Source organism: Candidatus Competibacteraceae bacterium (genome assembly GCA_016699715.1).
Lineage (GTDB): Bacteria > Pseudomonadota > Gammaproteobacteria > Competibacterales > Competibacteraceae > Competibacter.
This window is the reverse complement of record CP065007.1, coordinates 1,844,544-1,858,686: the sequence shown is the minus strand read 5'-3', so window position 1 is coordinate 1,858,686 and position 14,143 is coordinate 1,844,544. Positions and strand designations below refer to the sequence as shown.

The following is a 14,143-nucleotide window of genomic DNA, read 5'->3' as shown; positions in this document are numbered from 1 at the left end:
GGGAAAGGGTTTGGGAATGGCTCGTTCAAAGGCACTTGGCTCAATATGGATTCCGAACAGTTAGGCGAGAAAGGTGGTCATGAGTGGTTTTAGCAAGTTCTTGTCTCGTTGTCGGGTGTTATGGATGAGCTGGAAGTGGTGCCCAGGTAGAGTGGTTGTTTTTCTTGCGAGTGCTGAGCGGTGGATAGCTTCAACCCCATAAAATACAAACATTAAGACCCACACCCACGGCGGTCGATGATAGCCCGCCAGCACCGTCCCAGTCAGATCATCAAAATGATGAGGGCATTTGCAGCGATGTTTTTGTCGCGCCGGTTGCATGGTATTGTGCCCTTTTTCGTGATCGTTATTTGGTTCCATAAGAACCATCAAAGAACCAATTAATATCATGGCAAATCATTCTTGGGCCACAATTGTTATTGAAAATTTTTTTACAGCCATTTCCAGCTTGTTCCAAGGTCTTCGATACTCCAACTGGAGTTGACAGGTGCCGGCGGAGCCGACGCGAAAATGAAAGATCTGCTGCTCCGGCGCTCCTAATTTGTGGACGTCCGTCGTTTTTTCAAAAGTGGGCTGGCTGATTTCCGCTAGTATTTCTCGATCTTCACTTGAAACATTCCAGGAGTATCCCGTGCCAGGAATGGTGGATAAACTCAAAGTTAATTCATCACCTACATGCACCCGCAACTCCGAACCTTGATCCTGTTCGCTGATGGTCATGCTTGACATAGTACCCTCCACCTCTTTGCTGATTGGGTCCGCTATTAACAGTATCAATTCAGATAACTGGAATTTGTGATAAGAAGAACAATCTTGACAATCACAATGCCATGTCGTATTTGACTAACACTAACAACACCAGTCTCGTTCCAAAGTTTTACCCATCTGTTACCTGGACAACAGGGCTACCGCCGTTCCAATGTAACGTTCGAAACGACGGTGGCCCTTCACTTATCGGAGGCTAAGCTTGGGTACTCCATGATAACCATACCCGCCCTAAGTAGTCCGATTTCTGTCAACGAGCACCTGCCGGTCGATCGACAGTGATAAAGATATTCGGCTCGTTCGGATCTCGTGTGGTAATGATCTCCTCCTTATCGGTCACGGTTCCTGTGGTTTCGCGTTGTGCTGTCAGCCTTGCCTTGAGCCGTCCTCCCATCGAACACGGTATTGCCGTCGCTGTGAGCGTTCCTGAGTCAAATCCGATGGTGTAGCCGCTAAGCCAGACCTTCCAATAAATAGTATGGGTTCCGGCGGGCAACTTGATCGCGAACGAGGTATGGACGGGTACGTGCTGGTTCGCCACCTGGAACGAGCCAACGCGATAGGATGCCGTAAACATCGTATTGGGCGACTCTCCCGTATAAAGTCCCGTCCTGAAGGACTGAGGCGCGCTCCCTTGAGCAATGGTAGCCGAAGCCTCGGCGACGAAGGTAACAAACATCTCCTTGGCTAGGTTGAAAGTCAGTGAGGCGACATTGGCGTTTCCGGCGAACCGCTTATTGTCTATAAAATAAAACTCTTCATAAGCAATGCAACTGGCCTCTGTGCTGACTGGCTGGATGATCTCCGCCTGCACCCAGGATGCTCCATAGCCGATGCTGTTGCTGCCGTAGGTAATCCACATCAAGCCGTTTTCACCCCAGCCCTGGCCCCACGAGTTCTTGATTCTCCAAGCCTGTTTGGCATCATCCCAGCCGATCAGAGTGACGGCGTGGTTAACGTTGCCCGGATCGTTCTCGTTAAAGACACCGCCTGTATAGGCTTGAAAGGCGGAGGTTACGTTGACAGCGACGCCCAAGGGACCGTACTCGCACAATGCTTGTTTCAACGCCTCAACCGTTGGAATCTCGTGGGTGCTGTCGACATAACCCCAGGCGACTGCCTTGAACGGCCGCTTGACATCGGTTCTGCAGCTTCCCTGCCGGGCAACGTAAGGATAATCGCTATCTTCCGCTGACCCTTTATCGATGAGGTACTGGTAAGCAAACCAGCCGCCACCACAACCGCCGGCCCCGCTACAGTCCAGCGTATCCTGCTCCGAGCTATTTATCAGGACGTCATTCAAGATCGCATAGCTTCCCTCGAACGCGCCGTGGGTACCAAAAGCCCAACAACTACCACAATTGCCCTGGTCTTTTACCGCAGTCACCGCATTGTGGTCGGCCCAGTTGAATTGGGGATCACCAGGGGCACCGCGACCGGAGAACAAAGGTTTTTGCTCGGTTTTCAACAACGCTTTTGCCAAGGCGTTCTGTTTCTTGGAATGCTCAAGAAAATTGTCGGGTGCCTTCATGCCCGTAATTTGCTCGATTTTCCAGTCCATTGCGGTGGTGTACCCTATTTGAAAGGTCCATTTCTTTTTCGCGCCTTCATTCCGCAGGACAGCGATTGCGGATTTAATCTCGTTGCTTGCTGAGAGCTCTCGTTTCCGATAGTCCAAAGAAGGGGTGATGGAAGTTGCCATGGATTGACTCCTTTTGCCTATTTTCTCACATGATTGCTCCTAAAAGCGCTGCATTTGCCAAAAGATAACAGTGTTTAAGGAGCGGTTGATATGTAGATGGCGATATTTCGCTTGATTGCCTCCTTTTGCTTTAGTCGTAAGTCATCGAAAGCTAGCAGTAGGTCATGATGTATTTCGATATGGCTTATACACTTCTGTGTGGATCATTAATTACCGTATGTTGCTGCATGTGCCTGAATTGACAAGTACAGGATCCGATCAAATAGGCCAGGATTAAGGTTTTTTAGGCTCCATGAGATTTCAATTAATCAATTTTCCTTGCCACCAGAATCAACGCTTCCCACTGCGCACAGCGGTTTCGGACCCCAATGAATTCCATGACAGTGAAACCATGGGATTTCAGCAACATGGTCAGGCACTTCCTCGATCGGCGTTGCATGTAGCCACCATCCCATACTGCGAAGCGCGGCAGATTCCACCACTCGCGCACGGTGATCAGCAGGTTTCTCAGGTAGCCGCCATAAGGCATCGACAAGACAAGGATGCCGCCTTGCTGAAGATTTACGGCGGCCAGCTTGACCAGTGCGGAGGGTCTGGAAAATGGTTCGCCTGATTCGATGCTGACCGCCATGTCGAAAGGCGCCGCCTTGATCGAATCACTGTTAGGGCCTACCAGTGGTGGGTAAGAACGAACCGCCGGTGAGAATACGGCCGTATTGGCCGCGCTGACCTCTTCGGGTTCCGTGTTGACCACGGTATAACCCGCATGATGTAAGTCGTGGCACAACGGCAGAGTGCCGTGGCCGATTCCAAGAATCCGCATCACTCCGTGATGGGCGATGATGTGCAACACCACGGATCGAATTCGTGGATTCAGGCTGAAGGGTTCCGCGCCAAATTGGCGGGAAGGAACTGATTCGATGGCCTGACTGGCGTTCATGGGAGTGTCCTTGCGCGTCTGATCGCGAAGGGTTCCGCATCGGTGAATCCCCACCCTTCACGTATCGTTTGTTGGGGCCATTCACGCATTTTTCCCGACGGTCAGATGTGAGCTGCTTCACGTTTCATCGGTTTTTTTCGGGCGCGCGCGTCGATTCGCCGATTTTTTCGGGAACGCGAGTGAAGTCGGAAACACCGCCATCCTCTCCCGCCACGGGAAGGGACGCCGGTCAGCAAGGAGGGAGGTCAGATATTGGTGGTACGGCTTGAATGAGCCAGTTGACTCAACGCGACGGGTTGCAGGAGGGTGATGTAGCCCTGTTTGATGGCGAGCAGCCCTTCCGCCCGCCAGAGCCGCAGTTGTTTGTTGACACTCTCGCGGCTGGCGGCGACGAGGTTGCCGATTTCCTGCTGAGAGAGCTTTTGATCGATGCGGACCCCCGTCGGAGTGGCCGATCCCTGGGTCGCGGCCAGCTTGAGCAGCAGCCGAGCCAGGCGGGTGGGCAGATTCTGGAAAGCCAGCCGTTCGATGAAGTCGCTGGTGGTGCGTACTCGCCCGCACAGCACGGCGAGCAGGCGAATCGCAACTTGTGGATGGCGCTCCAGGAACGGGATGAAATCGGAACGCGCCAGCGTGAATAGCACGCAATCTCCGACCGCGATGGCGTCCGCGGTGCGGGTCTGGCCGTCCAGCAGGGCGATCTCACCGAAGCATTCCCCCGGCTGGGTCATGGCAAAAATCAACTCCTTGCCTTCATCGGAGACAATACTGATTTTGACCTGCCCCCGCAGCACCAGCATCATGCCGTTGCCGGGGTCGCCCCGCTGAAAAATCGTCCGGCCATCGTGAAATCGCCGCTCGACACCCAACAGGAGGAGTTGCTCGCGTTCGGTTGCCTCTAGGTGGCTGAATAGCTCATGTTGAGCTAAGGCGGTGCGTTTATCGATGGGCGGCATTGGTTCCGGACCATTCCGTCATTTTTCAGGGATTGGTTCCCCGGTCATAAGTGGCGGCGGTATTCAATCCGACCTGTTCCAGCAAGGCTGCCCGCTGTTCCCGTAAGTGGCGATCCGTCGGGTCGGCGTCGATTTGCTCGGACAGTGTGCCGATGGCGTCGTACCAGAATCCTCCCTGGGCGTACAGAAACGGCAATTCCCTTGGATTGGCCCGACTCAGTTGGGTGGCGAGCGTTGGGGAGGGCTGAACCCGTTTGATCGTGCCGCCGGCGATGATGTCGCGCGCGCGCTGGTTGGGGTCGATCACGGCGGCGATGACCCATTGATACTCGACCTCGGGTTGGAGGGTGTAGTTGAGGGGTAGGGCGTGAATGCCCGGCTGGGAGGCGGGTATTTTTATCTCGACCAGCGGTTTGATAGAGTGGTCGTCGTTCAGGGTGAATTCCACCGGGGCGGTCACTTTCTGGGAAGCGTACCAATACAAGATCGGTCGGGCCCGGTGGGTCAGGCCGGTGCTTTCAGGGGCGAGCACGCTGAGGATCAATCCACCATCCGGTTCGCCTCGGTTGGCGCCGCCGACTCGGGTGGCGGGCGCACCACGCAGCGGCGGTCGGTAAACGGGCGTCTGACTGATGGTGGGCGGTGTTGGCGCGGTTTGGGCGGCGGGTTTCGGTCGCGTGTTATCGACAGGGGGCTGCGTTTGTGCATGGCTGGGCGTTGCCAAGATTGGGAGCGCCAGGGCCAGGCCGACGAGCAGGGATATAGGAAGTTTGTTCATGATGGAGAGGCTCTAGAGGCCATGCGTTGTCATCGATTGCCAAAGCCCTGCGCGGCGGTTACGAGCGTATGGGCGGATGAGAGTGCGGGCGGTGTGGCCTCGCTCAGGGTCGGCGGTGCGGCGCGACAACGCACTGGGCGGACGGTCGCCGGATCGTCCGGACCGGGTAGCAACCCGCCGCGCCCCTGCACGATGAAACGGCTGCGGCTGTCCGGATCGCTGGTCCCGCAGCGGTCGCCAAGCTGGTCAGCGGCACTCAGGTAGTTGGTTGGTAGTACGGTCAGATTGCCGCTGAGGTCGGTGTTGGGGGCGTTGTTTTGTACGGTACCGTCGTTGCCGGTGATGCGCGAGGAGGCATTCAGCACTTGATCGGTGCTGACGGCGTCATGCAGGAATACGCCGGCGTTGATGAGGATGTTACCACCCCGACCCTGGTTGGCTTGGGCAGTAATGGTGCTGCCATTCAGGGCGACGATGTTGCCGCTGTTGATGGTGACGTTGCCGCCTTCGGTGTCGAAGCCGCCGTTGACGGTGGCACTGATGGCACCGCCGTTGAACAACCTGAGATGATCGACGTCGAGGGTAATGTTGCCACCGTTGGTTGTCGCCGAGGTGGTGCTGATCTGCCCACCGTTTCGCACCGTGAGAGAGTCGGTGATGGTCAGGTTGACCGTACCCCCATTACCCGTGGAATTAGGTCCGACGCCACTGGCGATACCGGTAAAGATCGGCGCATTCTGGCCATCGATGAGCAGATTCCGCGCGGTGATCGTTACATCCCCAGCGTCGCCCACGCCAAAGGTGCTGGCCCTGATTTCCCCGCCGTTTCGCGCCGTAAGGGTGCCTGAAAGGGTCAGATTGACCGTGCCTCCGTCACCCTTACCGAGTTCGACGCTGCTGAAGATGCCGGTAACGAGATCAGAATCCTGGCGGTCGACGAGCAGATTCCGCGCGGTGATTGCCACGTCGCCAGCATTGCCGTCGCCGAAGGTGACGGCGCTGATGGCGCCGCCGTTTTGCACCGTGATGTTATCGGCGATGTTCAGTTTGACCACGCCCCCATTACCCGTGGAGTAGCGCTCAGTGCGGCTGCCGATGCCGGTAGAGGGATTATCAGCATTCTGGCCGTCGATGAGCAGATTCCGCGCCATGATCGTTACGTCCCCAGCGTCGCCCGCGCCGGAGGTGGAGGCGCCGACTCGCCCGCCGTTTTGCACCGTGATGTTATCGGCGACAGTCAGTTTGACCGCGCCCCCGTCGCCCGTGGAGCCGGGCCCAGTGAGGCTGCCGATGCCGGTAAGGACATGAACATTCTGGCCGTCGACGAGCAGATTCCGCGCCGTGATCGTCACATCCCCGGCCTGACCTGAACCAAGAGTCTCGGTGGTGATCTTGCTGCCCTTGAGTATATTCAGGTCATGGGCAGAAAAACTGATTGAGCCACCTGTCCCCGAACTCAGTGCACGGGCGCGAAGCCAGGCGCCTTGGTCGAACTGGACATTTCCGGCTATTGCGACATCCACATCCCGTCCCGCCCGCGTCCCATAGGTATCGGCGAATACCTCTCCCCCTCGATTGACCCACTGTCCGCCGCGAATGAAGATGGCCCCGCCGCTCGCACCGCTGGTGTCCAGATTGGCCAACTCGACTTCACCAAACGGATCGCCCAGGTTCACCGTCGGTCGTTGCGCCGAGCTGTTTTCCAAGGTGAGAGTCCCGAGAGCGTCGAAGCCCCGCAGGGCCAAATCCGTCTCGGTGGGAACCACCTCCCCAGCCGAGCCGACTGTCGCCAGGTTGATCCGCCCCGCCGGGGCGTACAGCGTGGCATTGTGCAGCGTGATGTCCCCGCCAATCAGGGACAGGGTTTGTCCGTCCGGCACGCGCAGGAAACCGCCGCTAACCGTGATCGGCGCGGGCGGGTCGAGAAAACCGAACGCCGCCACCGGTGCGACCGTCAGCACGCTGTTGCCGGGAGTATGGGCATCGAACCACCCGCCGTCGCCCAGGCGTAGATAATCGGCGGTACTGACATGCACCGAACCGGACACATCCAGTGTGGCGTTCTCCCTGAACAGCAGCCCCGCCGGATTGAGCAGGTACAGATTCGCCCCCGGAATGGTCGAGCGGATCGTCCCGTCAATGAACGAGGCTTCACCGCCGGTGACCCGGCCGATGATGTTGTTCACCGAATTGGGACCGCTGAAGGTGGCGGATTCGCCGGTATCGATGGAGAACTGGCCGAAGCTGTGGAACAGGTTGCCGCCCACCTGCTGGCCCAGATCGGCGGGGATCTGATAATTCGGCCCCGCCAGTGCCCCGCCCTGGCCCAGCGTGCCGTCCGTGGTTACTCCGGCGTGGACGGGCAGCGCGAGGATCATGGTGAATGCGGTTGCGGCTATACCGATAAACCACCGCCAATCGTCGGTAAAATGGGATGCGTTCATGGGGGATGGCCTCACAACCAGTTGCCGATCAACAGGAACGGCGACCAATAGCCGGGATGCTGGTAACGGGGGTCGGCCAGCAACCGCGTTTGCGCCCGTTGCAGCGCCTCAGCCTTGGATAATTCCGGGTTCCGCAACTGCCGGTAGAACTCCGTCACCAGCAGTGACGACGCCTGATCGTTGATGAACCACAGGGTCGCCAGTGCGCTGCGGGCGCCGGCCTTGACCGCGACGCCCGCCAGCCCGAGCGCGGCGCGATCATCGCCGGCGGCGGTCTGGCAGGCGCTCAAGGTCAGCAGTTCCACCGGCTGATCGCGATACTGGCCGAGGCTCATAAAGCGCTCCAACCGGTCCAGGGTCAGGCGGCCGTCGAAGGTCAGCAGAAAGGTGTTGCGCGCGTCGCCGACAAACTCGCCGTGCGAGGCGATGTGAACGATGGAATAGGGTGTTTCCTTCAATTCCCGCTGCATGTTCGCCAGTCGAAAGTTGTCGTTTTCCAGCAGGGTGCCGCCGTAGGCGGCATGAATGGCGTCCAGTTCTCCACGCACGTAATTCAGCGGCGGAAAGCCCTGCACTGCTTCGGTCAGGCCATTGAGCAAGGGCTGTATTTTCTGACGCGGGAGCGGACGCAGATCGGTCAGGGTCAGGCCCGGCGTGGTGGCGATGGCGTAGCGGCTGATCAGAAAGCGCTGACCGTCGTGCAGGGCCGCCAGCGGCACGGTGTGCAACGGTCCGTCCGGCACGATGACCAGCGTTTCGACCTGTCGGGCGTCCAGTTCGCCTTGCAACGGGTGGATCAGCCAGCCGTGCAAGCGTTGGGCGAGCGGCAGGTATTCGCGGCTGGTGCGCTTCTCCAGAGTGCGCCGGAACCGGCGCACGGTGCCGGTGAGAGCGTCGCGGCCCACTTGCACCGTAACCTGCTGGAGGCCGCCCGCGGTATTCAGCAGCAGTTCCAGCCGGTCGGGCAACAGGATCGGATACAGTACGGCAGTGCGTGGTGGTGGTCGTTCCAGGGCGACGGTGCGCGCTTGCAGCGCGGTCACACACTCGTCCTGGAAGTAGTCACGCACCTCGGCGGTTTTCAGTGCCTCCATGGTATCGCGAGCGGCCCGCAGATCCGCTTCGCGAGCGGCGGCGATGGGCTGACCAGTGGCGCGTTGCAGCAGGAGATCCGCCAGTTCCGAGAACGCATCGCCGACGCTGGCCCGAAAGGAGGTGGTCTCGCCCGTCTGATTCGAGGCAAGATCCTGGCGGATGGACTGCAAATTCGCCACCGCCTGCTGGTAGGCCAGAATCGCGCCATTGTGGTCGCCCTGGAGTCTGAGTAGGCGGCCGATTGGCCATTGCCAGCGGTAAAGCAGTTCCGGGGCGTCGGCCTGCTGGGCCGCGAAGGCGGCTTGTCGGTACAGCGCCAACGCTTCGACCGGATGATCCTCATCCTGTTGTAACCGTGCCTGATAGCCCAGGGCGTAGGACAGGCCGGGCCGGTCGTTCAGCGCGCGAGTCATGGCGGCGGCGGCGGTGAAATCCTGAAGGGCCTGGGCTCGTTGTGGGGCGGACGCGCCGGGCAGTGAGCGGCGCAGTTGGCCGACGGCCAGCAGATGATAGGCCTTGTCGTGGCTGGAGGGCAGGGTTTGCAGCAGTTGGGCGGCCTCGGCCAATAGTGTGCCGGCGCGACGGTTCTCTCCGTTCCGCGCGGCCAGGCGGGCACTGTTGATCAGTACGGCGACGGTCAATGGCTTGTCTTGCGCCCGCCGTGCCAGGGTTAGAGCGTCCTCATAGGCGATGTGGGCGGCGTGCGGGTCGCCTTGTCCAGTGGCCAGATTACCCAGGTGGTTGAGGTTGGCTGCCGCGATGTGCGGCGCCTTGGCTTGCCGGGCCAGCGCCACGCTGCTTTCCAGCATCCGGCGGGCGTCCTCGCTCGCGCCGGTCAGCCGCAGGGTTTCACCCAGTTCGCCCAGTATGGTGGCGTGGAGGGCCGGATCGTCCAAGGACTCGGCCAGCGGTTGCGCGGCACGCAGGACGGCGATGGCGTTGCGGAAGTGGCCCGAGGCCCGATAGGCATTGGCCTGTTGCAGCAGGGCGTCGATCTGTTGGGCCTGCGCTGCGGCGGCCGACGGTGGTTCGGCCGTCGCGACCGTCGCGGCCAGCAACCAGAAAACCAGCGGACCGGCCGGGGCGATAGACAGCAGATACCGTAAAAATCGGTGTGTGTGGTGGTTCATGACGAAACACTCACCCTCGCTTTCCAATGAGGTCTATTGGAGCATAATAGTAAACTTTGTCATAAAATCAATTTAAAACAATTAGTTGATCCATGTTAAGCAAGCAATGCACCGGCAGGTACATGCGGTCGATGCCCATGTCTTGGGAGGCAACCATTGTCAAGTGGTCGGCGCGGAGTTTGTCTCTTTTTAGGGTATGGTTCGTTGAAAAAAACCTATGATCCGGGTCGATAAGGCATGGTGGCGATGGCTCCCGGAACAGCTGACCCGCTGGCGCGCGCCGGCCGTGTGCCTGGGGCTCGGCCAACTCGTGTTCATCGGCATACTTGGCCTATGGCAGGCCGGCATGCTGCAAGCTCTGGAGCTACTCGGCTACGATCAGGGCTTGCGCCGGCAGCCGTTAGCACCGCCCGATGGGCGGATCGTGTTGGTCGGCGAGACGGAAGCCGACATCCGCCGCTGGGGGTATCCGCTGCCAGACGGCGTCCTCGCCATGGCGCTGAAACGTTTGGCGCAGGGACAACCGCGCGTGATCGGTGTCGATAAATACCGCGATATCCCGGTGCCGCCGGGCAGCGAGCGGTTGGATCAGGTGCTCCGCCGCCATCCGGAGATCGTCTGGGTGACGAAATTCGGCAATTTCGCCGCCCACGATCCCGCCGTGGCTCCGCCCCCCGCTCTGGCGGGTACCGATCAGACGGGTTTCAGCGATATTCCCATCGACGAGGACGGCCTGACCCGACGCGGGCTGCTGTTTCTCGATGATGGCCGGCAGGTTTCCAGCGCCTTTGCCTTGGTCGTGGCCCTGCGTTATCTGCGGCTGGAGCGCATCGTTCCCCTGGCTGACTCCCAATATCCAGACTACTTGCGGCTGGGCGCGACCATGATTCGGCCGCTGACGGCGGACGAAGGAGGCTATGTCCGCACTGATAACGCCGGCTATCAATATCTGCTGGACTATCGGAGTCGGTTAAACGCCGCGCGGGTTTACACTCTGACCGACGTGCTGGAAGGCCGGCTGCCAGCGGCACGGTTGACCGATAAGATCGTGCTCCTTGGCGGAATGGCGGCGAGCGTGCCCGATTATTTCCAGATTCCGGTGCGACGGTTTCTAGCCGGCGAGCCAACAGCCAAAGCGCCGGCGCAAGATCCGGCCGGCCGGATCGCCGGCGTCGCGCTCCACGCCCTGCAAGTCAACCAACTGCTGCGGTTCGCCTTGGCGGGCGATTCCCCCATCCACGGTTTGCCCAACTTCGCCGAGATTGGCTGGCTGTGGTTTTGGTGCGTGATCGGGGTCGGACTGGCCCTGTGTCAATTGCGCTTCGGGTGGCTGCTGGTGTTGATGGCAGGCGCGCTGACCGTCCTGGTGAGTATTTGGCGGATCGCTTTTCTCCAGCAAATCTGGCTGCCGCTGGCCGCGCCGATGCTGGGGCTGACCGTTGCCACCGCCTTGTCCAGTGTTTATCTTTTAGTGTACGAACACGCCGAGAGAACGCTGTTAACAAATTTGTTCGCGTGCTACACCCCGCCAGAGGTCGTGCACACTCTCTGGCGGGAACGCCGGCAATTGATCGCGGGTAGCCGGTTGCGATCGCAAAGGTTGACCGCCACCGTGTTATTTAGCGATATCCGGGGTTTTACCACCATTGCCGAAACCCTGGAACCCGCACGGCTGATGGATTGGTTGAATGCCTACATGGAGGCCATGGCGCAGGTGGTCATGGCGCATGGAGGGATGGTCAAACAATACGTGGGCGACGAGGTGATGGCGTTGTTTGGCGTACCCATCCCCCGCCAGACCGAGGCGGAAATCGCCCTGGATGCAGCGCGGGCGGTGAGATGTGCCCTGGCGATGGGCGAACGGCTGCAACAGCTCAACATGAAATGGACGGAGCAGCAATTGCCGACCATCGCCATACGAGTCGGTATTTACACCGGGTCAATGGTGGCGGGCAGTTTGGGCGGCAGCCAGCGGCTCGAATACGCTGTAGTCGGTGACGTTGTCAATACGGCCTCGCGGCTTGAAAGCTTCGACAAGAACGCTCACATCACCGCCAACAGCATTTGCCGTGTGTTGATCGGCGAAACCACCTTTCGCTATCTGGACTGCCCGTTTCAGGTTATGGAGGTTGGCCGGGTCAAGCTCAAGGGGAAAAATCAGGAGATCGCCGTCTATCGTGTGGACGGCGAAATCTCTGAATGAGGCTTCGGTTTGCCCAATTTACACCAGGTTATACATCCGGCTCAGGTGTTGGTAGGCGATGCCGGACACATCGCGGATGACATCGCCACGATTGTCCTTCCAGGTCCGGTAGTGTTTGGTCGATCGGGACTTTTCGATGATACCGATGAAGGTGTAGGGGTAACGGCCACCGTTGCGCCCCTGCGCGACCAGGATACCCATGTTGCCGCATAGCCGCGCGGTGGTGCCGGTCTTGTCGAACACCCAGGTTTGCCGCGCCACCTCGTCCGCGCCGGTGTACACCCGGTCGCGATTGGGCAGGTTCATCAGCCGCTTGAGTTCGTTGGAAAACGGCAGTTGGTTGTACCAGAGCGCGTATAGAAAGCGATGGTAATCGAGCGCGGAAGCCTTGTTGCGATAGGTGCGGCCGCTGGTGGGAATACGCTCGACGATATGGGTATTCCGAAAAATACCGGGATGGTAGCGCTTGAGCGTGCGCTCCGCTTCGACCGGGCCACTGCGACGGCTGGTTTGGTTCAGCAAGCGCATGAAGTGATTGGTGGCGCTGTTGTTGCTGTATTGGATCATCGCTTCCATTCGCATGCGGTTGTAAGGGGTGTAGTGCAGCTTGCCCTCCAGCACCTTGTAGAAGAAAGCCAGCGCAATGAAGGGTTTGATCATACTGGCGCTTTGGTAGGGGATGCTGGCGTTGATGGCGGTCAAGTATTGCCGGCTGGTGAAGTCGTAGACCAGCCAGGCAGTACGTTCATTGGTCGCGATCCGGCCAGACAGGCGCAAGTATTTGATGTAATTGTCAATCGACGCGCTCAATGCGCTCATGGCCGGGGGTCGGGTCGCGGATGGATAGCGGCGCCGGGCCGCTTCGCCGCTTGGCGAGGCCAATCCGCCACAGGTGGCGGTCGCGAGTAGAGCCGTCATTTTGGCCAGAAATGTGCGTTTCGAGGGATCGGCAACCGAACTGGAATCGATGGAAGCGTCCGAGAGGGAGGGTTCGGTGAGTAACATAAAACGACCTCAGTCAGGCAAGGCTGGCGCGGGGGTTGGCGGAAGAATTCATGAGCGGGCGAGATGAAAATCAACGATGACCGGGTAATGATCGGAGCCGAGGGTCGAACCGGTTTCCCGGCGCAGGATTTCGATGCCGTCGGAGTACAACGCGTGGTCGATCGGAATCCAGAGCGGCGCCAGACCGACCGGCCAAGAGGGCAGGATACCACGGCCGTCCGCGCTGTCGCGCAGGCCGGAGGTGGCCAGCAGCCGCGCGAAATAGGGCGACCACGGGGAAACGTTCAAATCGCCCAGTAACAGCAGCGGGTACCGGGCTTGTCGGGCGAACAGCGCCAGGGCCGCCAGTTGCTCGTTGCGGTCCCGGGCGGCGCCGGCGCTGACGGGGGGCAATGGGTGGGTACCCACCAGGATAAGACGGCGTTCGCCAACCGCAATCTCGGCGGTGATCGAAGGCAGTCCCGTCGCGCCGAATTGCATGATTTCGGTTCGCGAGAACGGTTGCCGGCCGAGCAGGGCGATCCCGAAATTGTCTTCCCGTGGCGCAACGGCGCGATGTGGGTAGCGAGCGTCGAATTCGGTCAGTCGTTCGAGCAGCCAGGGTGTGACTTCCAGCAGTACGATGAAATCGGGTTCGTACTTGAGGATGGCGTGGCGCATTTTCGAGTAATCGCGGTTGGCGGCATTGACGTTGGCCAGCAGTACCCGAAAAGTGGTTTGGCCAGCGCCGGAGTGAACGGCGGCTTCGGCCAGGGGTAGCAGACGCGGTGCAAGGAGCATCGCGTTCAGCACGGCAAACGCACCGAAGACCGCTGCCCACCGATAGCGGCGCCAGTACAGCAACAACGGCAGGCACAACCCCAAGGTGAGCGCGTACTGAGGCCGGAAATGGGAAGCCAGTTCGAAAACCCACCAGATCTGTCCGCCGAACCCGATCAGGCTGATGGTGCAGATCAGTGCGCCCGAAGCGGTTAACAATCCCGCCAAGGTGATGCGGCCGGTGGTTTGCATGTTCGAATTTCTCGCATTCCGTTGGGGAGCGCAAGCCTGCGCCGGACCGTTTCCCGAGCTTGCTGGTATTAGGGAAAACCATGATACTTCCCGCGAAGTTCCTTATTTACTCTC

General features: G+C 59.5%; 11 protein-coding genes. 1 reads left to right on the top strand and 10 read right to left on the bottom strand.

Annotation, left to right across the window (positions count from 1 at the left end):
• Positions 1–60: 60 nt before the first annotated feature.
• From IPM89_08280 to IPM89_08245, 8 genes are all read right to left on the bottom strand, one after another.
• Positions 61–390: a hypothetical protein gene (locus tag IPM89_08280; protein QQS52938.1), complete on the bottom strand. Its 330-nt coding sequence runs from the start codon at positions 388–390 to the stop codon at positions 61–63.
• A 6-nt stretch (positions 391–396) separates the two neighbouring features.
• Complete coding sequence (locus IPM89_08275; protein ID QQS52937.1) at positions 397–729, bottom strand: protease inhibitor I42 family protein; 333 nt, start codon at positions 727–729, stop codon at positions 397–399.
• A 286-nt stretch (positions 730–1,015) separates the two neighbouring features.
• A complete protein-coding gene (locus IPM89_08270; protein ID QQS52936.1) occupies positions 1,016–2,467 on the bottom strand; it encodes a hypothetical protein in 1,452 nt (483 codons plus the stop codon).
• Between the two features lie 304 nt (positions 2,468–2,771).
• The gene (locus IPM89_08265; protein ID QQS52935.1) at positions 2,772–3,407 is read right to left on the bottom strand and encodes a hypothetical protein; all 636 of its coding nucleotides are present in this window, start codon (positions 3,405–3,407) and stop codon (positions 2,772–2,774) included.
• A gap of 245 nt (positions 3,408–3,652) precedes the next feature.
• Entirely contained in the window at positions 3,653–4,363 is a 711-nt protein-coding gene (locus IPM89_08260; protein ID QQS52934.1) for a Crp/Fnr family transcriptional regulator, read from the bottom strand.
• A gap of 25 nt (positions 4,364–4,388) precedes the next feature.
• Positions 4,389–5,141 (bottom strand): DUF928 domain-containing protein, encoded by a 753-nt coding sequence (locus tag IPM89_08255; protein ID QQS52933.1) that lies wholly within the window; start codon positions 5,139–5,141, stop codon positions 4,389–4,391.
• 29 nt (positions 5,142–5,170) lie between these two features.
• The gene (locus IPM89_08250; protein QQS52932.1) at positions 5,171–7,585 is read right to left on the bottom strand and encodes a filamentous hemagglutinin N-terminal domain-containing protein; all 2,415 of its coding nucleotides are present in this window, start codon (positions 7,583–7,585) and stop codon (positions 5,171–5,173) included.
• 11 nt (positions 7,586–7,596) lie between these two features.
• Positions 7,597–9,810 (bottom strand): CHAT domain-containing protein, encoded by a 2,214-nt coding sequence (locus IPM89_08245; protein QQS52931.1) that lies wholly within the window; start codon positions 9,808–9,810, stop codon positions 7,597–7,599.
• 217 nt (positions 9,811–10,027) lie between these two features.
• Here IPM89_08245 and IPM89_08240 point away from each other — a divergent pair, with 217 nt between their 5' ends.
• Complete coding sequence (locus tag IPM89_08240; protein ID QQS52930.1) at positions 10,028–12,013, top strand: adenylate/guanylate cyclase domain-containing protein; 1,986 nt, start codon at positions 10,028–10,030, stop codon at positions 12,011–12,013.
• 18 nt (positions 12,014–12,031) lie between these two features.
• On the opposite strand, the gene IPM89_08235 is transcribed toward IPM89_08240, so the two are convergent.
• Positions 12,032–12,832, bottom strand: coding sequence for a serine hydrolase (locus tag IPM89_08235; protein ID QQS52929.1), 801 nt, complete (start codon positions 12,830–12,832; stop codon positions 12,032–12,034).
• Between the two features lie 234 nt (positions 12,833–13,066).
• On the bottom strand, positions 13,067–14,029 hold the full coding sequence (locus IPM89_08230) for an endonuclease/exonuclease/phosphatase family protein (GenBank protein ID QQS52928.1): 963 nt from the start codon (positions 14,027–14,029) through the stop codon (positions 13,067–13,069).
• Positions 14,030–14,143: the final 114 nt, after the last annotated feature.

Bases quoted from the DNA above. Each gene is read 5' to 3' on its own strand.
- IPM89_08280 (QQS52938.1), bottom strand. From the start codon at position 390: ATGATATTAATTGGTTCTTTGATGGTTCTTATGGAACCAAATAACGAT.
- IPM89_08275 (QQS52937.1), bottom strand. From the start codon at position 729: ATGTCAAGCATGACCATCAGCGAACAGGATCAAGGTTCGGAGTTGCGG.
- IPM89_08270 (QQS52936.1), bottom strand. From the start codon at position 2,467: ATGGCAACTTCCATCACCCCTTCTTTGGACTATCGGAAACGAGAGCTC.
- IPM89_08265 (QQS52935.1), bottom strand. From the start codon at position 3,407: ATGAACGCCAGTCAGGCCATCGAATCAGTTCCTTCCCGCCAATTTGGC.
- IPM89_08260 (QQS52934.1), bottom strand. From the start codon at position 4,363: ATGCCGCCCATCGATAAACGCACCGCCTTAGCTCAACATGAGCTATTC.
- IPM89_08255 (QQS52933.1), bottom strand. From the start codon at position 5,141: ATGAACAAACTTCCTATATCCCTGCTCGTCGGCCTGGCCCTGGCGCTC.
- IPM89_08250 (QQS52932.1), bottom strand. From the start codon at position 7,585: ATGAACGCATCCCATTTTACCGACGATTGGCGGTGGTTTATCGGTATA.
- IPM89_08245 (QQS52931.1), bottom strand. From the start codon at position 9,810: ATGAACCACCACACACACCGATTTTTACGGTATCTGCTGTCTATCGCC.
- IPM89_08240 (QQS52930.1), top strand. From the start codon at position 10,028: ATGATCCGGGTCGATAAGGCATGGTGGCGATGGCTCCCGGAACAGCTG.
- IPM89_08235 (QQS52929.1), bottom strand. From the start codon at position 12,832: ATGAGCGCATTGAGCGCGTCGATTGACAATTACATCAAATACTTGCGC.
- IPM89_08230 (QQS52928.1), bottom strand. From the start codon at position 14,029: ATGCAAACCACCGGCCGCATCACCTTGGCGGGATTGTTAACCGCTTCG.